Origin of the sequence: Pontibacillus salipaludis, from assembly GCF_014642405.1 — a bacterium.
Taxonomy (GTDB): domain Bacteria; phylum Bacillota; class Bacilli; order Bacillales; family BH030062; genus Pontibacillus; species Pontibacillus salipaludis.
Genome location: NZ_BMIN01000006.1, coordinates 93,860 through 115,542, shown reverse-complemented (window position 1 = coordinate 115,542; position 21,683 = coordinate 93,860). Strand labels below are relative to the sequence as shown.

The window sequence follows — 21,683 nt, the reverse complement described above, 5'->3', positions numbered from 1 at the left end:
TCAATACGGTGAATTAGAAAAGGCCTGCCGCTCTCGTTGATGAGTGCGACAGGCCTTTTGTTTTATTTTTTATAGAAGTATTCGTCTAACCATTCTTTGAAGTATTCAAAGTCATCGTAGACACGGTTTTTGTAGAACTCAGACCAAATGTTGAGTTCTTTAGCAAAGCCATCAAAATCTTCACCAATTGCATTCACTATAGCTTTTTCACTGTGATAATCTAAGAACCCGTGCTTAAGGTCCGTATCTGCTCTAGCGTGAATTTTTGCTGAAATTTTACCCATTGTCTTAACCGTTCTCTTCACTTCTTTGTGCTCTTGTAAGTGCTTTTCCTTTAGATCTTTCTCATAAGGGGAGCGCTCACGCACATAAAAGTCGCGGTTTTGCATCGTAAAGTAACCTAAATACGGGTCAGACATGTGATGCATCGCTTGTTGAGTAGTGATGACCCGCTTCCCTTGTTGTTTATTGGATTGCCAAAAATCTTCATCATACGGGAAGAAGTAAGCTGGAATCGGCGCACGCGCTTCTTTTGCCTCTAAAATAATGTCATCATGATGCTCATTATCATGCTGGCCTTCAATCAATATATAGAAACGCTTCAATCCAGTTGAGCCAATGCCTGCGCCCTTTTTCTTGACGATATCTTTAATATCATAGTGTTCATTACTCTGAAAGCTCTCTTCTGCCAAACTCTCCAAGTACATATTCCATATCTTCACAATTTCTTTATACTCGTTATTAGAAACTGAGTCGAGCTTCGTTTTTTCCCGGTCGAAAACACGATTTCCCTCAGCATCAAATGTTGTTTGTTTATCTAATTCATGGGTAGCCTGGCGTTCCTCAAGCTTCTTAAGAGCCTTCTTGATCGGCCCTTTCGTATGATCTACAGTGAAACGAGTCGTAACAGGATCTTCATCACCTTTTACGAACTTGTTCATTTGTTTGTAATAAGCTTTCAAGTATTTCTCCACGAGATCATCTTGAGCTTCCTTGTCGAAACCTTGCTGTTCAGCAAACAACCGGATACTGACCACCATGCGTAATACATCGTAGAGGTAGGAACCAAGGTACCCTTCGTCAAAATCATCTACGTCAAAAACAATTTCACCGCTCTCATTTTGGAAAGCACTAAAATTGTCAAAATGAAGGTCCCCCATAATCCACGTAGGCTTATCATCCGGCGTATGGTAGCTAAACGGAATGTTTGTTACATCATAGTAAAACAAGTACGCACTACCTCTGAAAAAGCTATAAGGATCCTGCTTCATCTTGTTATACTTCACCTTACGATCCGTTTTACTCAAGTTCATTAAATAGCCATCAAACTGCTCCAAAATCGTATGCAACGTCTGCTTGCGTAAATATTTTTTTGTATCTTTTATACGTTCACCAGAATGTTGAACCATACCTCTACCTCCTTTTTTACCTATTGTGAAACATTCCCCTCACTCCGTAAACCAAAACTAGGCAAAAGCTGGTGACTTTACCACGGCTACGCACTAAAGGGTGCCTGGCACGCTTTACTCTGCTAAAGGGTTTTGGATGGCTTGTGTGTTACATACTGATGATAAGTCAAATGCGGGGTTTGGAAATACTTTAGCGTTTTAGAAGTGTTAATTTGATAGGGGTTATGCTGCGTGATGTAAGCATTATAACTGCTCCATCGGTAGTCTTCAGGGGAACTTACGAGGTTCGCCTCTACAGGATTTCTATGAATGTAGCGGCTGCAGAAGAGGAAGTAAAAAATTGAATCGATAAACTCCGCTCTGTACCGTCCTTGAAATAAATGACCGCTTACGTCATGCCGATCATTAAAATAACGGGCATATCTACTTTGGATTGACTGCATGATCACACCAGGTGGAACATCTATTAGCTCAATCAAAAGATGAACATGATTGTTCATTAAACAGTAGGCATATAAATGAAACGGATACGATTCCTTCGCCACCGCCACATAGCGCATGTATTGTTTAAGGTCACGCTCATCCCTGAATACCTTCTGCTTTCGATTTCCCCTAGCAGTTATGTGATACATCGCCCCAGGATGCCACGTTCGATTATTACGTCCCATACTCTCACCTCCCTTCTATTCACACCTAACTACATTAACCATTCATAAAGAAAAATCCTCCCTCCCCCTAAAAAAACACAAACACTTTATGACACTAAAAGCCTGAAGCGTGCCAGGCACCCTTTGTTACAGCATTGCACTAAAGGGTGCCTGGCACGCTCTTTCACTGCATTGCACTAAAGGGTGTCTGGCACGCTCTTTCACTGCATTGCGCTAAAGGGTGCCTGGCACGCTTCATTGCTTTACAAGGTCACAGCAGCAAATGTGATAACTTTGTTAATCATCATCATTTTGTCACATTTTTTATCATTAGGTAGGTTGTAATTCATTCCTTACATGACTATGATTTAACGTAGATGCTAAAGAAGGAGGATCGCTATGCTACCTGTTGATCGATTGAAGAAAATCAAAGAATGGCTAGATAAAGAAGAATCACTTAGGGTTAGCGATGTGAGCACGAGACTCGGAGTTTCTGAGATGACCATATACCGTGATTTGAAGCCTTTACTCGATCGTAAAGAAGTTGTGAAAACTTCAAATGGTTTCGCACTAGCTCCTCCGTCGCCATCCCATACAGACACGAATTACTGCTCGTTCTGTCACAAACATAATGGACAGCAACAATCCGTACAACTTTTCATGAGAGATCAACCAATGGAAAAAACGTGCTGTATGCATTGCGGGCTTTTAAGATATGAACATGCACGAGGCGAGGTAACACAAATTCTTTGCAAAGATACTCTGCTTCAAACTACAATTAGTGCCATTAAAGCTACTTACATTGTAGATTCCGAGTTACCTTTGCGATGTTGCCAACCACAAGTCTTACCATTTGAAACAAAGGAACATGCTCTAAAATTCAAAAAAGGATTTGGAGGCAAGCTGTGTTCATTTGATGAAGCACTGCAAATGATACACGTCAAAATGGGCAGTTGCCATTAAGCCTGTCTTATAACTATTTTAAGGAGATGCATTTATATGAGAAGACGACATTTTGGACTTATTTTCCTTACGTTCTCCATCTTGCTTCTTGCAGCATGCGGGGGACAAAGCAATGGGGATAACGATAGCCAATCCTCCTCTGATGATGAAGAAATTAAAATGCTAAATGTTGATCTAACCACCGATCCGACAAGTGAAAATATAGAACCAGGAGAGCCGTTCACCATTCAAGCTGCCGTTACTTTCGGTGAAGAAGAAGTGAACGACGCCGAAGAAGTTCGTTTTGAATTCTGGAAAAAAGGTGAAGAACACGAAGAAGTTGATGCTGATTTCACCGAAAACGGAAACTATATCCTGGAGAAAACGGTAGAAGAACCAGGAGTATATTACGTCATTTCACACGTCACTGCTCGCGGTATGCATAACATGCCTCAGAAAGAAATTGTTGTAGGTGATGTGAATCCAGATGAAATAGAAGAAAATGCTGAGGGAGAGGATTCCCATTCAGAGTCTGAAGAAGGACATGAGCATGACGAGAGCGAAGAATCAACTGGGCATGAGCATGGTCATGGAACAAATGTCATGGCCCACATTATGCTTCCGCAAACAGTGAAAGCAGGCGAAGAAGTAACCATTAAAGGTCATTTGCAGCAAGACGAAGCACCATTTAAAGATGCCGAAGTGCAGTTTGAGATTTGGAAAAAAGACAGTGAGAAACACAACTATGTCGATGCTACTGAGCCAAAAGACGGTGAATACCATGCATCTTATACATTCGATGAAACCGCTACTTATCACGTCAAGCTCCACTACCAGAAGGGCGATCTGCACGACCACAAAGAAAAAACCATCAACGTCCAATAACACGAAAAAGGCAAGCCTCAAAAAGGCTTGCCTTTTCAATTTCTTCACTCCATCACTAGACTAAAGGGTGTCTGGCACCCTCTGTTCCTTCACAGCACTAAACGGTGCCAGACACCCTTTAACTCTGCAACCCACTAAAGCGTTTATGACTACATTTGGTACTATAGTACGCGAAAGGGGTGACAGAAGGGGTTTAAATCTTTTATAATAGTGTTTTGGTATGACGGAAATATAGGAAATATTCATCGGAGGTATACATCATGAAAATTAATCGAAATGACCCATGTACATGTGGCAGCGGTAAAAAATATAAAAAATGTTGCGGGAAAGAAAATGCGAATGAGCTAAATGCGAACTTAATTCGCCAAGAATTAAATACCGTTCAAAATCAAATCATGCAGTTCTCTGTAGATCGGTTCTCTTCAGAATTGCAGATTTTAATGGCTGACTTCCAGGCCGAAATGGAAGATGTAGAGGACTTAAAAGAAACCCTTACGAACCTTTACTTATCCTGGGTAATGATCTACTCCCCTATCAAGGAAGAGAAAACAGCCCTTCAGTGGTATGTAGAGAAAAACGGGAATAAATTAAAACGCCAGAAGACACGTGATCTATTAAGTACGTGGGGTGAAAACCCGCCTTCTGTATTTAAAGTTGGAGAGCCTGTCTCAAGTGAAGTAACTACAGTAACAGACGTGTTCACAAACGAAACCTACAGCGTTTTATTTGAAGAAGACAGTACACCTGATGAGGACAGCCTTGTATTAGGTCTTCCAATCTTAACGGGTGATTACTATGAATTCTTCCTTGTTACGTTTATTGTACAGCCTCAGCTTGAAGATAAATTCATGTCAGAAGTGGATGTAGAAACATTCAAGGCTAACCCTGAAGCACTGAAAGAATCCTTCCCTGAAGTGATTAAACTAACTGCAGGATTATATAATACAGTGGACGCATCTGAACGTATTAGCTGGCAAGACGAAAAGCAAAAAGAAGTTCTTGATCTATTCTTGAAGTCAGAAGTTATGAAAGAAATCACTGAAGAAGAAGAAGAAACAGCAACATTCTTCTGGTACCTATACTGCAAACGTCAAGAACCAACAATCCGTAAACCAGAAATCTATGCTGGCGCTCTTGAGTATACATTGCGTTCTCACCTTAATGAATGGACACCCATTTCTCAAAAAGACGCAGCAGCTCAATACGGCACATCCGGTACAAGCATCTCAGCAAAATACCGCGATATGACCACCGCTCTATCCGACGTAATCGACGAAGCACACGAAACCCTACAAGAAGCAGCACAATAACACTTCACAGCGATAAAGGGTGTCTGGCACCCTTTATCACTGTAAAGAACCACATGGTGTCTGGCACCCTTTATTTAACTAAAGGGTGCCAGTTTTTTATTTAACTCTGTTTTCCAATGTTCCAATTCCTTCAATACTTATAGTCATTGTGTCACCAGACTTTAGGAATTGAGGTGGGTTCATCCCTTTTCCTACACCACTTGGTGTACCAGTGGCAATCACATCCCCCGGCTCTAAAGTCATGCCTGCTGAAATGATTTCAATAAGCTCAGCAATTGAGAAGATCATATCCTCCGTGTTTCCATCTTGACGAATCTCTTCATTTATATATGTTTTTATAGATAAACGTTGTGGGTCATCTATATCTGCGGCCGACACAATTACAGGTCCAAAAGGAGCTGAAGTATCAAGAGATTTCCCTTTAAAGAACTGCTTATGCTTCTTCTGCAAATCCCTAGCTGTTAAATCGTTTACGATTGAGTAACCAAATATGTAATCTTTCGCTTCTTCTTGCGTAATGTCACGCCCACGCTTGCCAATGATAACAGCTAGCTCTCCTTCATAATCAAGTTGACTCGTAACCTTCTCATGCGCCTCTACAACTTCACCATATCCTACCACTGATGTAGCTGGTTTCGTAAATAAAATAGGATCCGATGGTATAGAGCCAGGGTCTTGCTGCGTCATTTCTAGCGCATGTTCCTTATAATTCTTCCCTACGCAAATAATGTTTTTTGGTGGTAGATAAGGCGCCTTTACTTGTACATCCTCCTCCCCCACACTCTCCCAATCTGATACCTCTTCCCTATCAATCTTAGCGCCAGAGCGAATAAAATCTAATAAACTAGTGTATTGCGCAGTCCATTCACCTGAAAAATAGAATCGCTGATCCAATTCTACACCCCAAGTATCCGAACCATTTAATTCAAACGTTACAAACTTCATCAGAATCCCTTCCTTTAATAAGATTTCACTCATTCTATCATTTCTTCCCTCATTGAAGGTAGTCTTTATCACTTCACCGTAATACATCGTGCCAGACACCCGTTACTGCTCTAAAGCACTAAACGGTGTCTGACACCCTTTACTCCACTAAATCACAAAATTTTGAGAAAAGAATGAATAAAAGGTTCCGATTTTAAGGTAGCGGGTGTAGAATTCTCTTATTATCGATTTGTGAGGAGTGAAACAGAATGAAGATGTTAGAGAAAATTAGTAGTTTTATGGGGAGTTCTTTTGCCATTTGGGTTATATTATTCGCGGTCTTATCATTTATTTTCCCTGGAGGTTTTACTTGGATCGCTCCTTACATAGTACCGCTTCTCGGAATTATCATGTTCGGCATGGGGCTAACCCTGTCGAAATCCGATTTCGCCGAAGTGTTTAAGAGGCCTAAAGATGTAGCAGCAGGTGTGGTTGCTCAATTTACCATCATGCCGTTACTTGCCTTTGCACTAGCGATGTTACTTCCTGTTTCTCCAGAAGTAGCTGCAGGGGTGATCCTTGTTGGATGTTGTCCAGGTGGGACATCTTCAAACGTAATGACCTATTTATCAAAAGGAGATACTGCACTATCTGTCGCGATTACAGCTGTCTCTACTTTATTAGCACCACTATTAACTCCTGTCCTTGTCTTGTTATTCGCAAGCCAGTGGCTCCCAGTATCAGCAGGTTCTTTATTCCTGTCCATCGTCAAAATCGTCATCGTACCTATCGTTCTTGGTCTTATCGTGAAAGCCGCGCTGGGTAAAAAGAGCGAAGCCGGTATAAAGGCAATGCCTATCGTATCAGTCGTTGCCATTGTTGCGATTGTAGCAGCAGTGGTAAGTGTGAATCAGGAAAAAATCGCCGAAACAGGAGCGCTGATCTTCGCGATTGTCGTTCTACACAATGTACTTGGTTACGGTGTAGGTTACGGAATCGCCAAGCTTATGGGGATGGATCCGTCTAAACAACGCGCTGTGTCTATTGAAGTTGGGATGCAAAATTCAGGTCTAGGTGCCTCACTAGCAGCTGCACACTTCAGCCCTCTTGCCGCTGTACCAAGCGCCATCTTCAGCGTATGGCACAACATCTCAGGACCTATTATCGCTACCCTTTACCGAAAGCAAAAAGAAAAAAGCGATACCAAACAAAACCTAACAAAATCCGCCTAACCAAAGCGCCCTCTCCCCACAAAGGAGAGGGCGCTTTAATACATTACAGCCCCACAGCGTGCCTGGCACTCTGCAACACTGCACCGCATTGAAGGGTGTCTGGCACCCTTCAACACTCTAACGCACTCCCGCGTGCCTGGCACCCTTCTCTCCTTTAAAGCATGACAATATTCCCATTATAGGTGTTTGCTTGCCTTTTCTGCTAAATATTGATAGAATTATACGAAAATTCACAAATTTTTTAAGTCTAGATTACTAGAGGGGGATTACACCTATGAAGCTCTACCTATCAGTGGATATGGAAGGAATCACAGGTTTGCCGAATATTACTTACATAGACTCGGCAAAGCATAATTATGAGCGCGGACGAAGAATTATGACCGAAGAGACAAATTACGTCATTCAGTCAGCGTTCAACAAGAACGCAAAAGAAGTACTCGTTAATGACAGCCACTCCAAAATGGACAACCTTCTCATTGAAGAACTACACCCTGAGGCCCAGCTCATTACAGGAGATGTTAAACCGTTCTCGATGATGCAAGGTCTTGATGAATCCTTCGAAGGAGCCATGTTTGTAGGTTACCACGCCAGAGCTGCACAAAAAGGCGTGATGTCCCATTCCATGATCTTTGGAGTACGTAATTTCTACATAAACGATGTTGCTGTAGGGGAACTTGGACTAAACGCATATCTAGCAGGCTATTACGGCGTTCCCGTTCTCATGGTAGCGGGCGATGACCAGGCTGCGCAGGAAGCAGAGGCCCTTATTCCAAACATAACGACTGCTCCCGTGAAAGAAACGATCTCCCGCTCTTCTGTAAAGAGCCTAACACCTAAAAAAGCAGGCGAACTACTTCAACAAAAAACAGCTGAAGCACTTCAAAACCGTCACAACGTAGAACCACTCGTTCCACCTAAGCAACCTACATTACGAATTGAGTTCACCAACTACGGAGAAGCCGAATGGGCGAATCTAATGCCAGGCACAGAACTAGAACCGAATTCAACGACCGTGAAGTTTCAAGCGAAAGACATGCTTGAAGCCTATCAAGCTATGCTTGTCATGACAGAACTCGCGATGCAAACCAAATTCCGTTAGGAGGAAAACAACTATGCTTAAGTACATTGTGAAACGTTTTTTCCTCATGATCCTAACGATCTTTATCATTGCAACCTTAACTTTCTTTCTCATGAACGCCATACCCGGGTCACCTTTTAATGAAGAGAAAACGAGCAATGCCGTCGTTCAACAAAACTTAGAGAAACACTTCAACCTAGACAAACCACTCCCAGTCCAATATGTACTCTACCTTAAATCCATCATTACTTTTGATTTCGGACCATCTATTAAACAACCAACTGAAACGGTAAACTCCCTGCTTGGCCGTGGATTTCCGATTTCAGCTGAACTCGGAATATGGACCATCCTAGTAGCCCTCATATCAGGGATTACTCTAGGCGTCGTCGCTGCACTGCGGCATAACAAATTAATCGATTATACCGCCATGACCATAGCAGTTCTCGGGATTTCCATACCGAACTTTGTATTAGCAACGCTTGTAATCCAAGTCATTGCAGTAGATCTTAAGCTACTACCAGCTGCCACGTGGAACAGCCCGCAGCACATGATTTTGCCTATTATCGCGCTCGCAACAGGACCGATGGCCATCATTGCAAGGCTCACACGCTCAAGTATGCTGGAAACATTGACACAAGACTACATAAAAACAGCACGCGCCAAAGGATTATCTCCATTTAAAATTGTCGTCAAGCATGCACTTCGAAATGCGCTGATGCCTGTCGTAACAATCCTTGGAACCTTACTCGCTGGGGTTTTAACAGGAACATTCGTTATTGAAAAAATCTTCGCCATCCCGGGCATGGGGAAATATTTCGTCCAAGGGATTAACCAACGCGACTACCCTGTCATCATGGGTACAACCGTCTTTTACAGTACATTTCTCGTTATGATGTTATTCCTAGTCGATATCATGTACGGCGTGCTAGACCCACGTATCAAATTGCATAAAAAAGGAGGAGAATAGGGTGCTCACAGAAACGAAAGAAACCAAAGACCAACACACACCCTCCACCTCGTCGGAAATTCCAGATGAATGGTTTAAACCGAAAGAGAAAGATGCCGAAAGCGCTGAGACCGTGGTCCGCCCCTCTCTTTCCTATTGGCAAGACGCATGGCGACGCCTGAGAGGAAACACGCTCGCTATGGGAGGCCTTATTTTTCTAATAGTACTTGGCCTTATGGCGATTTTCGGTCCAATCTTTTCACCTTATACGGTAAGCGATGGGAATCTACCAGAACAAAATCTTCCCCCATCTGCCGATCACTGGTTCGGAACCGATAACCTGGGTCGCGACGTATTTACAAGAACATGGTACGGGGCACGCATTTCCTTATTTGTAGGCCTTATGGCTGCTATCATAGACTTCTTTATTGGAGTTACATACGGAGGAATCGCCGGCTACAAAGGCGGGCGCACGGACAACGTGATGATGCGTATCATTGAAATCTTGTACGGCCTTCCGTACCTACTCGTTGTCATTTTACTACTAGTCGTATTAGGCCCAAGTTTATTTACCATCATTGTCGCCCTTACCGTAACAGGATGGGTCGGAATGGCCAGGATTGTCCGGGGACAAGTCCTACAAATCAAACAAAATGAATTCGTACTCGCCTCGCAATCGTTTGGAACAAAGACGAGCCGTATTATTCGAAAAAATTTACTCCCTAATACGATGGGGCCAATTATTGTTCAAATGACGCTTACCGTTCCAACAGCCATTTTCGCAGAAGCCTTCCTTAGCTTCTTAGGCCTTGGCATTCAGTCGCCATTCGCAAGCTGGGGTGTTATGGCAAACGATGCATTAGGGGTAATTTTATCAGGAGATTGGTGGCGACTTTTCTTCCCAGCATTCTTTATTTCAGCCACAATGTTTGCGTTCAACGTACTAGGTGACGGATTACAGGACGCACTCGATCCGAAGTTAAGGAGGTAACCTCAAGTGGAAAAAATACTCGATATTAAAGACCTCCACGTTTCGTTTACGACCTATGGAGGTGAAGTCCAAGCCGTTCGTGGTGTCAACTTGGACCTTCATAAAGGCGAAACACTCGCCATCGTTGGAGAATCAGGGTGCGGGAAAAGCGTAACGGCTAGCAGCATTATGAAGCTCATCCCTTCCCCACCCGGGAAAATCACAAAAGGTTCGATTCACTTTAAGGATCAGGACCTGACCAAGATGTCCAATAAAGACATCAGAAAAATTCGCGGCGTAGACATCTCGATGATCTTCCAAGATCCTATGACCGCGCTTAATCCTACCCTCACTGTCGGCGATCAACTGACAGAGGGATTGAAGCAACACAAAAAGATTTCATCACATGATGCGAATGAACAAGCCATTGAGATGCTAAATCTAGTTGGCATTCCAAATCCAAAAGAACGAATGAAGCAACACCCACACCAATTTAGTGGTGGTATGAGGCAACGTATCGTGATTGCCATGGCGCTTATTTGTGAGCCAGAGCTATTAATTGCAGACGAACCAACTACAGCTCTCGATGTGACGATTCAAGCCCAAATTCTCCAGCTTTTTAATAAAATTCAGGAGCAAACGGGCGTTTCCATTATATTAATTACCCATGACCTTGGAGTTGTTGCCAAAATCGCTGACCGAATCGCCGTTATGTATGCCGGTAAGGTCATCGAAGTCGGTACCAGAAGAGAAATCTTTTATAATCCGCAGCATCCCTATACACAAGGATTATTGAATTCAGTACCTCGCCTTGATCAGCGCGGTGATCAATTGATTCCAATCAACGGTACACCACCAGACCTATTCTCGCCCCCAAAAGGGTGTCCTTTTACAGCACGATGTCCAAAAGCCATGGAAGTGTGCGAAAACGTGTACCCCGTTCATACGAAGCTTAGCGATACGCAAGAAGTGGATTGCTGGCTTCAGGATGAACGAGCAAAAAAATATATAGCTACATAAAATTCGAAAGGGGAAATTAGTATGAAGAAATGGTTGATGCTTCTCCTCACGGTTCTATTCGCTTTTACCCTGGCTGCTTGTACAGCAACAGACAGCTCTGGTGACGGAGACAGTGACGAGACAGAAACAGAAAACGAAGACAACAGCGGTGAAACAAACGAGGACACGAGCGGCGATGACGTAACAACGCTCAATTTAAACAACGGGCAGAACCCAACATCGCTTGATCCTCCAAAAGGTTTTGACTCTGCTTCTTGGAACGTATTGAACAACTTAATGGAAGGTCTTACTCGTCTTGGTAAAGAACACACTCCAGAAGCTGCAACAGCTGAAGACTGGAAGGTTTCTGAAGACGGTACTGTTTACACGTTCATGATCCGCGACAACGCGAAATGGTCGAATGGCGACGATGTGACTGCAGGCGATTTCGTGTATGCTTGGAAACGACTTCTAGATCCTGAAACAGCTTCTCCAGCAGCATTCCTTGGTTACTTTATTAAAGGCGGCGAAGCATTCAACAAAGGAGAAGGTTCAAAAGAAGACGTCATGGTTGAAGCTGTGAGTGAAAAAGAATTAAAAGTTACGCTTGAAGCACCAACTGGTTTCTTTACTCATGTGATTTCAAACCCAGCCTTCTTCCCAATTAACGAAAGTGTTGCTACAGAGAACCCTGAGTGGTTTGCTGAAGCTGACTCATTCGTAGGAAATGGTCCATTCAACCTTGCTGAATACAATAAAGATAAAGACATGCTTCTTAAGAAAAACGAAAACTATTGGGATGCTGAAACGGTTACTCTAGAGCAAGTTCACTTCGCTATGGTAGACGACACCAATACAGAATACCAGCTATTTGAAAGTGGTGACCTAGATGTTTCTGAGATCCCTTCTGAAATGTCTGAGGAATTAATTGATAGCGATGCGGTTTCCATTACAGAACAAGCTGGTACGTACTTCTATCGCTTTAACGTAACAGAAGAACCGTTCCAAAACGAAAAAATCCGTAAAGCATTCGCTCTTGCTGTAGACCAGCAGGAAATTGTTGAATATGTCACGAAGAATAAAGAGCAGCCAGCTTATGGTTTCGTATCTTACGGATTCCAAGACCCATCTGGAAATGACTTCCGTGAACAAAACGGTAACATGCTTGAAACCGATCCAGAAAAAGCAAAACAGCTACTAGAAGAAGGTATGAAAGAGGAAGGCTATGATGAGCTTCCTGAAGTTACCCTTACGTATAACACTAGCGAATCACATAAAGCGATCGCTGAGGCGCTTCAACAGAAGTTCAAGACTGTTCTAGATGTAGAAATCGGCCTTGAAAATACAGAGTGGAACGTATTCCTTCAAGACCAGAAAGACTTGAAACACCAACTATCTCGTAGTTCATTCCTAGCAGACTACGGTGATCCTATTAACTTCTTAGAAAGCTTCACATCTGACTCTGTTATGAACCGTACAGGCTGGTCTAATGATGAGTATGACCAACTGATTGCAGATGCTAAAGCAGAATCAAGCGATGAGAAGCGCTGGGAACTCATGTATGAGGCTGAGAAAATTTTATTTGAAGAAATGCCTATCTTCCCGGTTCACTTCTATAACCACGTGTTCCTTAACAAAGACAACGTATCAGATATTATCCGCCACCCAGTTGGTTATTTAGAACTGAAGTGGGCTTCTAAAGAATAACGCACATAAACATGAATATACTTGGATCGAAAAGAGGCTCCCATTCCGGGCAAGCCTCTTTTCATCCTACATAAGGAAGGAAGAACGCTTGTGCTTATACCAAAACGCTTGAAGAAGGGCGACACCATTGGCGTCATTGCACCAGCCAGCCCTCCGAACTTAGATAATATGAATAAGGCAATCCCCTTTTTCGAACAAAAAGGACTACACGTCAAAATAGGACCAAACGTATCCCGTACATACGGCCATTTAGCGGGTACAGACGAAGAACGATTAAAAGATCTCCATGATTTTTTTCAAGACCCAACCATTGATGGCATCATCTGTGCAGGCGGTGGATACGGTACAGCCCGCATCGCAGATTACATTGATTATGATTTAATACGAAACAACCCTAAGATCTTTTGGGGATACAGCGATATTACATTTTTACATACAGCCATCAGGCAACAAACCGGACTCACAACGTTCCATGGCCCTATGCTTGGATCTGACATTGGGAAGGAAACCTTCGACGACCAATCAAGAGCGATGTTTGACCAACTTTTCTCTCCTCAAAATCTAACATACGATGAATCCTTCTCCCCTTTACATATGATTTCAAAAGGAGAAGCTTCTGGTGAAATCGTCGGTGGTAACCTTTCATTACTCGTTACCTCCATCGGGACTTCGTTTGAGATTGACACAAAAGGGAAACTGTTACTTATCGAGGATATTGGTGAAGAGCCGTATCGGATTGACTCTTTTTTAAACCAATTAAGACAAGCAGGTAAATTTGAAGATGCTGCTGGAGTGATTGTAGGGGATTTTTCAGAATCAGACCCGAAGAAAGAAGCCTCCCTCTCCTTAGATGAAGTGTTGCATTTTTATTTTGCTAATCTAAACAAACCTGTTCTATCAGGATTTAAAATTGGACACTGCCTCCCCCATTTCGCGATCCCTCTTGGGACGAAGGGGACCCTGTCTACTCCGAGTAAGACCCTTACTATTGAACCAGGTGTGTATTAACACTTCGAGAGGATGAACGCCATGCAGATCAAATCGATCGAAACGTACCCTGTTGCTGAACCCCTGAAGAAGCCGTTTAAGACTGCCCTTCGTACAGTAACGGTTGCAGAAAGTATATATGTAAAAGTAACGTGCGATAATGGAATCACTGGCTGGGGTGAAGCACCACCAACTCATGTCATTACGGGCGAAAGTATCGCAAGCATCGAATATGCAATTAGTCATATTATAAAACCTTTACTTCTTGAGAAATCACTCTTGAACAGAGAAGCGCTATTCGAATCCCTAGCTCAATCAATGGTTGGTAATACGAGTGCAAAAGCCGCTGTTGATATGGCGCTTCATGACTGCTTCGCTCAAGCTTGTGGACTTCCTCTTTATCAGTTGCTCGGTGGATACAAATCAGAACTTGAGACAGACTATACAGTTAGCGTGAATGACCCGGAGGAAATGGCTGCTGATGCCACGCAATATATTCAAGAAGGCTTTAACGTTCTAAAGGTTAAAGTGGGCAAAGATGAAATTGAAAAAGATATCGAGCGTATCAGAAAGATCCGAGAAAAGATCGGTCATGAACCAACCATTCGCCTTGATGCGAATCAAGGATGGACGGTTAAAGAAGCGATTTATGCGATTCAACGAATGGAAGAGTTAGACTTACGAATTGAGCTTGTTGAGCAACCTGTAAAAGCACACGATATCGAAGGCCTGAAGAGAGTAACCGATGCTACTCAAACACCGATCATGGCTGATGAGAGCGTCTTCTCCCCCCATCAAGCGAAACAAGTGCTAGAAACGAGAAGTACTGATCTTATTAATATTAAACTTATGAAATCAGGCGGCATACACCAGGCCATGCAGATTAACAAACTAGCAGAAAGTTACGGCGTTCCTTGTATGGTTGGTAGCATGATTGAAACGAAGATCGGCATTACAGCTGCAGCTCATTTTGCTGCCAGTCAAAAGAATGTTCGTTTCGTAGACTTTGATGCGCCACTCATGCTTTTGAACGATTCGATTGAAGGCGGCGTTACGTATAACGGTCGCCATATAATATTTTCAGAAGGCGCTGGTCTTGGCATCACATCCGTACACCTTGATCAAGTTCTTTCCTAACCCCAAAAGGAGGCAATCCAAATGAGTCAAGAGACAGTAACGAGTACGACCTGGGTCGTCCAAGTACCCGTAGCAACAGTGTGGACATCACCAGAATCCCCACGTGAAATTGATGCACCAGGCATTTCAAACCCGATCGACCTGCAACAATGGCATACCAGTTTAACGTACGAGCCTAGGCTTGCCTTAAGTGACGAAAACTTAATTCAATCCCAACTTTTATACGGCGAAGAAGTTTTGCTAGTAGATATCCAAGGTGAATGGGCGCACATTATCGTTCCGACCCAACCCTCTAGAAAAGATGAACGAGGCTATCCTGGCTGGGTTCCACTCACCCAATTGAGAGAACTCCCAAGTGAATCATGGACAGGTAATGGAGTAGCCGTTGTTAAAACAAGACAAGCTACTTTATACGATCCTTATAAGAAACCATTCCTTGATGTGAGTTATTTAACGACACTTCCGGTACAAACGAAAGAAGAAGATTTCGTTGGCGTTTTAAGTCCACACGGAGGTGGCTATTTCTCTGTTGAGGAGGTCGCGGTCTACCCTTCCCTCGAAGATATTCCAAAAGGGACAGGTGAAGATATCTTGAAATCTGGCGAAGTATTTGTCGACCTTCCGTACTTCTGGGGCGGCATGAGTTCGTTTGGGTATGACTGTTCAGGGTTCACCTACAATATGCACAAAGCACAAGGGTACGAAATCCCTCGTGACGCACACGACCAAGCCGAAAGTGGTCAAAAAGTAGATCTTGATCACTTACAGCCAGGTGACTTGTTGTTCTTTGCCTATGAGGAAGGCAAAGGCAAGTTACACCACGTAGGCCTTTACTACGGAGATGGCAAAATGCTTCACTCCCCTAACACAGGCAAAAACATTGAGATCATTGACCTTAAAGACACGATCTATGAAAAAGAACTGTGCAGCGCGCGCCGCTATTGGGAGGAGAAAGAAGAAGACGTATGAAAAACGAAGCAATCTTACAAGTAAAAGATATTAAAAAGCACTTTGATCTTGGGCGCGGACAAGTACTGAAAGCGGTAGATGGCATTAGTTTTGACATTTACAACGGGGAAACATTTGGTCTTGTTGGAGAATCAGGTTGCGGAAAATCAACGGCAGGACGAACCATTATGGGGCTCTACAATAGCACGGACGGTGAAGTTCTCTATAATGGAAAAAACGTTCACGAACTGCAAGGTAAAGAAGAATTTGAACTTAAGCGCAACATGCAGATGATCTTCCAGGATCCGTATGCGTCTTTAAACCCCCGTTCAACGGTGGCTGAAATTATCGCAGAACCACTAGAAGTTCACGGTATTTATAAGGACCAGAAAGAAAAAATGAAGCGCATCTATGAGCTTCTTGAAGAAGTCGGGTTAACACGCGACCACGCCAATCGTTACCCTCATGAATTTAGTGGCGGACAACGACAACGTATCGGAATCGCACGAGCGCTTGCACTAGACCCTGAAATTATCATCGCCGATGAACCCATTTCAGCACTCGATGTTTCCGTTCAGGCTCAGGTTGTAAATCTATTAGAAAAGCTTCAAAAAGAAAAAGGATTAACGTATCTCTTTATTGCCCATGATCTGTCGATGGTTCAGCACATCTCCGACCGCATCGGCGTCATGTACCTTGGCAATATGGTAGAACTAACAGATGCCGAGGAACTGTATAAAAATCCGCTTCACCCATACACGAAAGCCCTCCTCTCCGCTGTACCGATACCAGACCCTGATATCGAGGACGAACGAGAGCAGATCGTGATAGAGGGCGAACTACCAAGCCCCATTAACCCACCAAGCGGCTGCGTGTTCCGTACCCGCTGCCCGATGGCCATGGAAGCTTGCGCTGAAACCGTACCAAAATGGCAACAAGTCACGAAGAACCACTACGTGGCCTGCCACCTCTACAACGAGGAGATCGAAGACAAAACCCCAATCAACGACACAAAAGGCGGCATGAAAGTAAACATCCGCTAAACAAAAAACCGGCTTCCCTAAAAAGAAGCCGGTTTTTTCACGCCCTCTCGCTTTACCACACTAAAGGGTGCCAGACACCATGTTTCGCTCTAAAGCATTAAAGGGTGCCTGGCACCCTCCCTCGCGCTAAAGCATTAAAGCGTCCCTGGCACCCTTCACTTCTCTATCAGAGTGATGTACAAATTCTATCATTTATTAAAATTTTTATCGTTTATGTTAAAACATTCCTGATACGTTCCGATAAACAGTAAGTCGGTCATTGTTCCTAGGTATGAGTATTCACCTTACCATTAACACAGCTAATCACTTCTTTGAATAATAGGAGGACAAGCATCAACTACAATTCAGATTTAGAACCACTTACCAAAGAGGAAATTGAACAATTGCTACGAGAGTTATGTACAACAGATGAATTAGTCAATATAGAACCAGGATCATCGTAGCGTCGTTACATACACACCATCAGGAGGCCAAACTTGAAGAAATCAAAAAAAGCAAGAAATTTTAAACTGAACACCGTAAAATCAAAGATGATTATCGTAATGTCCCTTTTAGCCATTGTCCCTCTTCTTACGTTAGGGGTTTTCTCTATTATGAAAACAGAAGCAATCATTAAGGACGAGGTGAAGGAATCATCTCTCCAGGTTGTTAGAGAAGTAGATAATGGTCTGACAAACCTTTTTGAAGGAATTGAAGGGCAAATGAATTTAATGGCTAACAATATAAATTTCACCGATTATTATAGCAATGAAAATAATCGTACTTACGCTTCCTATCTATTAGATGGGACACGTGATACCAGAGAAGATTATAAGCATGTTTATTTTGCAACAGAACGCGGGGAATTGCTCATGGCACCTAAAGAAGCTTCCTCTTCCCTACCAGATAACTTTGATCCAACCAGTCGCCCCTGGTACAAAAATGCTGTCGGACAGCAAGGAGAGCTCATTATTGGGGAGCCCTATCAAGATGAGTCATCCGGAAATACAATCGTAACCCTTTCCAAATCTGTTGAAAAAGAAGGCAAGGTCGCCGGAGTAATCGGCATCGATATTAACCTTACCGATATCGCAAAAATGACAAATGATATCGTAATTGGGCATGAAGGCTATGTGGTCCTTGTGGGCAACAACGGGCAATTAATCACCCATCCTGACACATCATTGATTGGAACTGATACGCTCAAAGAGATCGGGATTTGGGATCACCTCAGTCAAAATGAAGAAGGAACAAAAGAGTATACGTATAACGAAGAAACAAAGGCTTCTGTCTTCACAACCAATGAAGTGACAGGTTGGAAAGTTCTATCCACGCTAGAAAATAGCGAATTTGCACAACGAACGAGTAGCATTAAAACCATTACGCTTGTCATGTGCATCGTGTTTGTCATCGTTGCATTACTCACAGCCTGGATCGTTAGTCAAAAAATCTCTAAAAATATTAACAAAGTGCGAAGTTCCTTTAATCAAGCAGCTCATGGGGATTTAACTACTCGTGTATCCCTTAAAGCAAATGACGAATTTAAAGATTTAGAACATAGTTTTAATGAAATGATGGACGATTTATCTAGTGCATTACGTTCAGTAGAAAGCTCTTCTAATACAACCCTGGAAACTGCTACGTACCTCTCTACCATAACCACAGAGACGTCAGCCTCCATTACACAGGTGGCTTCAGCCATTGGGGATGTCGCTGAAGGAGCGTCATCTCAAGCTGAGAATTCTCAAAAGAGCTCTGAAGAAATGAGTGAGCTTTCCAACCAGTTGGACCAAATCGCTGACGCAACAGAGGAAATGAATCAAGTCAGCAAACACTCCGCCGATCTTGGAACAAGTGGACTTAAACAAGTTGAAATTTTGACTCAAAAATCTCAAGAAACAAAAGATTCCTCTCAAACAGTAGGATCAATTGTCCAAGAGATTGATACAAATATGCAAGAGATAAATGCATTTGTCACCACTATTTCAAACATCACAGAACAAACGAATTTGCTAGCTTTAAACGCTTCAATAGAAGCTGCCCGAGCTGGTGAACATGGCAAAGGTTTCGCGGTCGTAGCGGAAGAAGTACGTAAATTAGCAGAAGAATCTAAAGCCTCTGCAAATCAAGTAACTAGTATAATTGAAAAGATTCAAACCGTTGTGAACCAAGCAGTTCAAGCAGTAGGAGAGACAAACGGTATCGTCGAGGACCAAGAAGAAGCAGTCAAACAAACGAAAACAATCTTTTCCGATATTGTTACTGCCTTAAACGGAGTCGCTAATCAAGCACGTACCGTAAAAGAGTCCGTAGTCATAAGCCAGGAGAATAAAGAAGCAGTACTTGGCGAAATACAAAACATATCAGCTCTATCACAGCAAACCGCTTCCTCATCAGAAGAAGTGTCCGCTTCATCAGAAGAAATATCAGCTACGATGGAAGAGTTCGCAAGACACGCAACAGGCTTACAAGATCTATCTCAACAACTAGACTATGAAATGAAGAAATTTAATTTTAACTAAACTAAAAAGAACCATCCTATTGGCATCCCTTTAGCACTGTATAGAACCAATGGGTGCCAGACACCCTTTATAGCTTTAAAGCAACATATGGTGTCTGGCACCCTGCACTACATCACAGCGAAAAAGCACTCCCTTCTTCTCGCACCAGAAAAACTGACTAAAAAAAGTGATGCCTAGTTCATTCGGCATCACTTTTTTGATTTAATTATCCTCTTGTCCGTCTACTCCGAGGTGATCTTGAAGTGTACTGATATGGTCATTTAATTCTTGCTCAGATGGCAAGTAGTACCATAGGTCTCCAATATACTCACCTGTCCCTTGCTCAAATCTCATTTGATCGATATTATGCTGCATTCCTTTATAACGTTTTTGGATGCTTACCATCTCTTCAAAAGTTAGGTTCGTCTTAATCGTCTCACCTACAGCATCAAATAGACTATCGAACTTCCACATCGATTGAACGCGGGCACCTTTATCAATAACCGCCTGAATGATTTGCTTTTGGCGATCTTGTCGACCAAAGTCACCACGAGGATCTGCATAACGAATACGCGTGTAGGTCAGCGCTTCTTCACCATTTAGCGTAATTTCTCCTTCAGGGAAGGTATTCCCATTCTCCGAAAGTTCATAAGGGTTGTCCACCGTAACACCACCTACAGCATCTACGATCTTCTGAAATCCTTGCATGTTCACTTTTACATAATAGTCAATCGGGATATCAAGAAACTGTTCGACTGTATCGACAGCCATTGATACTTGCCCATACGCATAGGCGTGATTAATCTTTTCAGTCGTACCTCGACCGACAAGTTCTGTCCTTGTATCACGAGGAATGCTTAACATCTTAATAGACTCTTTAGCCGGATTCACCGTCAACACGATCATCGTATCCGATCGACCTGAATCATTCTCTCTCTCATCAACTCCTAGTAATAAAAGAGAAAATGGAGGTGCATCTTTCACATCATCTTTCTTTGAAACCACATCAACACGCTTGTCCGTGTCCCCCTCTAGAGGTTCGTACACCTGATCCATCGTAGTTTGAAAAGATTGATAGATTGAATAAGCATAAACCAATCCCCCTACAATGAGGACAGCTAAAATAATCATACTAATTTTAAATAAACGGCTTTTTTTCTTCTTTTTCTTTCGATCTTGCCTGCTACTCACTCTTTTGCTCGCCCCTTCTTAAAACAACTATCTCTCCACATTTTACCATAAACAATCATAATTGGGCGATAGCTAGGATGATTTCAATTTTTCTACTACTCTCGCATATTTCCTAAAAAAGACGCAAGAACCTCCTGCGCCCTTCTCCCTCTATCATTCAAGTCGAGTTAATTGCTTGCTTAGGTAATTCATAATATCCTCAGCCGTCTCAAAATTGAGATTGTCCGCTTCATTCTTTAAATGTTCAAGGATCTCTAAGAGTTGCTCAGAGTTTAATCGTTTCAATGTAATCACCCCGATGCACCAGTGTATGTGAACCATAAGATTTATCACAATATAGTACGCATCTTCATGGTTATTCGGGAGTCTTTTTCTTCTTTTTATAGATCAAAATAATACAAACGCCCAATAGTGCCCCGAACAGATCCATGCCAACATCTCCTATGTAAGGGGTTCGATTTGGTGTGAATCCTTGATGAATTTCATCAAATGCAGCATAAAGACCAGTAATGATTAAACTAGTAAGCAAATTTCCTTTTAACGTTAGTGAAGTGGTCCGGCTTATAGCGATATAAAGGAAAAAGAATAATATCAAAAAAACGGTTACATGTGCGCCCTTTCTTAGGAAGAATTCAATGAATCCCTCAACTCCCAAATTTCTGACGCTAACTTCTTGATGATGATAAGTAAATACAATCCAGTCGAGATAGGGTTTCATGAAAGAAAGGTCTAGATAATCATTCATGAAGGGTTTCACATCCTGCTCTTGATACGGGGTAGATGAGGAGTAGAAAATCATCCCCATCCAACTAAGTGGATACAGCCAATAAAAGATTCTTTTCATCTAT

The 21,683-nt window shown here is 42.6% G+C and carries 20 protein-coding genes; 14 read left to right on the top strand and 6 right to left on the bottom strand.

Annotated elements, in window-relative coordinates; translation table 11 throughout:
* Window positions 1–62: 62 nt before the first annotated feature.
* Both IEW76_RS08725 and IEW76_RS08720 read right to left on the bottom strand, forming a co-directional pair.
* On the bottom strand, window positions 63–1,409 hold the full coding sequence (locus tag IEW76_RS08725) for a DUF2252 domain-containing protein (protein WP_188652897.1): 1,347 nt from the start codon (window positions 1,407–1,409) through the stop codon (window positions 63–65).
* Window positions 1,410–1,531: 122 nt separating this feature from the next.
* The gene (locus IEW76_RS08720) at window positions 1,532–2,077 is read right to left on the bottom strand and encodes an REP-associated tyrosine transposase (RefSeq protein WP_188652895.1); all 546 of its coding nucleotides are present in this window, start codon (window positions 2,075–2,077) and stop codon (window positions 1,532–1,534) included.
* A 378-nt stretch (window positions 2,078–2,455) separates the two neighbouring features.
* Between IEW76_RS08720 and IEW76_RS08715 the strand changes: the two genes are divergently transcribed.
* From IEW76_RS08715 to IEW76_RS08705, 3 genes are all read left to right on the top strand, one after another.
* A complete protein-coding gene (locus IEW76_RS08715) occupies window positions 2,456–3,019 on the top strand; it encodes a DeoR family transcriptional regulator (RefSeq protein WP_188652893.1) in 564 nt (187 codons plus the stop codon).
* A gap of 36 nt (window positions 3,020–3,055) precedes the next feature.
* On the top strand, window positions 3,056–3,883 hold the full coding sequence (locus IEW76_RS08710; protein ID WP_188652891.1) for a FixH family protein: 828 nt from the start codon (window positions 3,056–3,058) through the stop codon (window positions 3,881–3,883).
* A gap of 260 nt (window positions 3,884–4,143) precedes the next feature.
* On the top strand, window positions 4,144–5,193 hold the full coding sequence (locus IEW76_RS08705) for an SEC-C metal-binding domain-containing protein (RefSeq protein WP_188652890.1): 1,050 nt from the start codon (window positions 4,144–4,146) through the stop codon (window positions 5,191–5,193).
* A gap of 96 nt (window positions 5,194–5,289) precedes the next feature.
* Here the strand turns inward: IEW76_RS08705 and IEW76_RS08700 are convergent, their stop codons facing one another.
* Window positions 5,290–6,138 carry a fumarylacetoacetate hydrolase family protein gene (locus tag IEW76_RS08700; RefSeq protein WP_188653037.1) on the bottom strand — a complete coding sequence of 283 codons (849 nt, stop codon included), beginning with the start codon at window positions 6,136–6,138 and terminating at the stop codon, window positions 5,290–5,292.
* Between the two features lie 248 nt (window positions 6,139–6,386).
* On the opposite strand from IEW76_RS08700, the gene IEW76_RS08695 reads away from it, so the two are divergent.
* From IEW76_RS08695 to IEW76_RS08645, 11 genes are all read left to right on the top strand, one after another.
* Complete coding sequence (locus IEW76_RS08695) at window positions 6,387–7,349, top strand: bile acid:sodium symporter family protein (RefSeq protein WP_188652888.1); 963 nt, start codon at window positions 6,387–6,389, stop codon at window positions 7,347–7,349.
* 274 nt (window positions 7,350–7,623) lie between these two features.
* Window positions 7,624–8,448, top strand: coding sequence for a D-aminopeptidase DppA (gene dppA / locus IEW76_RS08690; RefSeq protein WP_188652886.1), 825 nt, complete (start codon window positions 7,624–7,626; stop codon window positions 8,446–8,448).
* 13 nt (window positions 8,449–8,461) lie between these two features.
* Entirely contained in the window at window positions 8,462–9,394 is a 933-nt protein-coding gene (locus IEW76_RS08685; RefSeq protein WP_188652884.1) for an ABC transporter permease, read from the top strand.
* Between the two features lies 1 nt (window position 9,395).
* Window positions 9,396–10,364, top strand: a complete 969-nt coding sequence (locus IEW76_RS08680) for an ABC transporter permease (protein ID WP_188652882.1) — start codon at window positions 9,396–9,398, stop codon at window positions 10,362–10,364.
* 6 nt (window positions 10,365–10,370) lie between these two features.
* Window positions 10,371–11,363: an ABC transporter ATP-binding protein gene (locus IEW76_RS08675; RefSeq protein WP_188652879.1), complete on the top strand. Its 993-nt coding sequence runs from the start codon at window positions 10,371–10,373 to the stop codon at window positions 11,361–11,363.
* Between the two features lie 21 nt (window positions 11,364–11,384).
* On the top strand, window positions 11,385–13,049 hold the full coding sequence (locus IEW76_RS08670; RefSeq protein WP_188652877.1) for a peptide ABC transporter substrate-binding protein: 1,665 nt from the start codon (window positions 11,385–11,387) through the stop codon (window positions 13,047–13,049).
* A gap of 90 nt (window positions 13,050–13,139) precedes the next feature.
* Window positions 13,140–14,057 carry a S66 peptidase family protein gene (locus IEW76_RS08665; RefSeq protein WP_188652875.1) on the top strand — a complete coding sequence of 306 codons (918 nt, stop codon included), beginning with the start codon at window positions 13,140–13,142 and terminating at the stop codon, window positions 14,055–14,057.
* A 21-nt stretch (window positions 14,058–14,078) separates the two neighbouring features.
* The gene (locus IEW76_RS08660) at window positions 14,079–15,173 is read left to right on the top strand and encodes a mandelate racemase/muconate lactonizing enzyme family protein (RefSeq protein ID WP_188652874.1); all 1,095 of its coding nucleotides are present in this window, start codon (window positions 14,079–14,081) and stop codon (window positions 15,171–15,173) included.
* A gap of 21 nt (window positions 15,174–15,194) precedes the next feature.
* A complete protein-coding gene (locus tag IEW76_RS08655; protein ID WP_188652872.1) occupies window positions 15,195–16,142 on the top strand; it encodes a C40 family peptidase in 948 nt (315 codons plus the stop codon).
* On the top strand, window positions 16,139–17,164 hold the full coding sequence (locus IEW76_RS08650; protein ID WP_188652870.1) for an ABC transporter ATP-binding protein: 1,026 nt from the start codon (window positions 16,139–16,141) through the stop codon (window positions 17,162–17,164). The genes IEW76_RS08655 and IEW76_RS08650 overlap by 4 nt, the downstream gene beginning before the upstream one ends.
* A 476-nt stretch (window positions 17,165–17,640) precedes the next feature.
* A complete protein-coding gene (locus tag IEW76_RS08645) occupies window positions 17,641–19,665 on the top strand; it encodes a methyl-accepting chemotaxis protein (protein WP_188652868.1) in 2,025 nt (674 codons plus the stop codon).
* 201 nt (window positions 19,666–19,866) lie between these two features.
* On the opposite strand, the gene IEW76_RS08640 is transcribed toward IEW76_RS08645, so the two are convergent.
* From IEW76_RS08640 to IEW76_RS08635, 3 genes are all read right to left on the bottom strand, one after another.
* Window positions 19,867–20,835 (bottom strand): LCP family glycopolymer transferase, encoded by a 969-nt coding sequence (locus IEW76_RS08640; protein WP_229721174.1) that lies wholly within the window; start codon window positions 20,833–20,835, stop codon window positions 19,867–19,869.
* A gap of 153 nt (window positions 20,836–20,988) precedes the next feature.
* Window positions 20,989–21,120 (bottom strand): hypothetical protein, encoded by a 132-nt coding sequence (locus IEW76_RS20965; RefSeq protein ID WP_268235057.1) that lies wholly within the window; start codon window positions 21,118–21,120, stop codon window positions 20,989–20,991.
* A 70-nt stretch (window positions 21,121–21,190) separates the two neighbouring features.
* A complete protein-coding gene (locus IEW76_RS08635) occupies window positions 21,191–21,679 on the bottom strand; it encodes a VanZ family protein (RefSeq protein ID WP_188652866.1) in 489 nt (162 codons plus the stop codon).
* Window positions 21,680–21,683 lie beyond the last annotated feature (4 nt).

Coding starts and splice junctions, on each gene's coding strand:
- IEW76_RS08725 (WP_188652897.1), bottom strand. CDS start 1,409: ATGGTTCAACATTCTGGTGAACGTATAAAAGATACAAAAAAATATTTA.
- IEW76_RS08720 (WP_188652895.1), bottom strand. CDS start 2,077: ATGGGACGTAATAATCGAACGTGGCATCCTGGGGCGATGTATCACATA.
- IEW76_RS08715 (WP_188652893.1), top strand. CDS start 2,456: ATGCTACCTGTTGATCGATTGAAGAAAATCAAAGAATGGCTAGATAAA.
- IEW76_RS08710 (WP_188652891.1), top strand. CDS start 3,056: ATGAGAAGACGACATTTTGGACTTATTTTCCTTACGTTCTCCATCTTG.
- IEW76_RS08705 (WP_188652890.1), top strand. CDS start 4,144: ATGAAAATTAATCGAAATGACCCATGTACATGTGGCAGCGGTAAAAAA.
- IEW76_RS08700 (WP_188653037.1), bottom strand. CDS start 6,138: ATGAAGTTTGTAACGTTTGAATTAAATGGTTCGGATACTTGGGGTGTA.
- IEW76_RS08695 (WP_188652888.1), top strand. CDS start 6,387: ATGAAGATGTTAGAGAAAATTAGTAGTTTTATGGGGAGTTCTTTTGCC.
- dppA (WP_188652886.1), top strand. CDS start 7,624: ATGAAGCTCTACCTATCAGTGGATATGGAAGGAATCACAGGTTTGCCG.
- IEW76_RS08685 (WP_188652884.1), top strand. CDS start 8,462: ATGCTTAAGTACATTGTGAAACGTTTTTTCCTCATGATCCTAACGATC.
- IEW76_RS08670 (WP_188652877.1), top strand. CDS start 11,385: ATGAAGAAATGGTTGATGCTTCTCCTCACGGTTCTATTCGCTTTTACC.
- IEW76_RS08660 (WP_188652874.1), top strand. CDS start 14,079: ATGCAGATCAAATCGATCGAAACGTACCCTGTTGCTGAACCCCTGAAG.
- IEW76_RS08655 (WP_188652872.1), top strand. CDS start 15,195: ATGAGTCAAGAGACAGTAACGAGTACGACCTGGGTCGTCCAAGTACCC.
- IEW76_RS08650 (WP_188652870.1), top strand. CDS start 16,139: ATGAAAAACGAAGCAATCTTACAAGTAAAAGATATTAAAAAGCACTTT.
- IEW76_RS08635 (WP_188652866.1), bottom strand. CDS start 21,679: ATGAAAAGAATCTTTTATTGGCTGTATCCACTTAGTTGGATGGGGATG.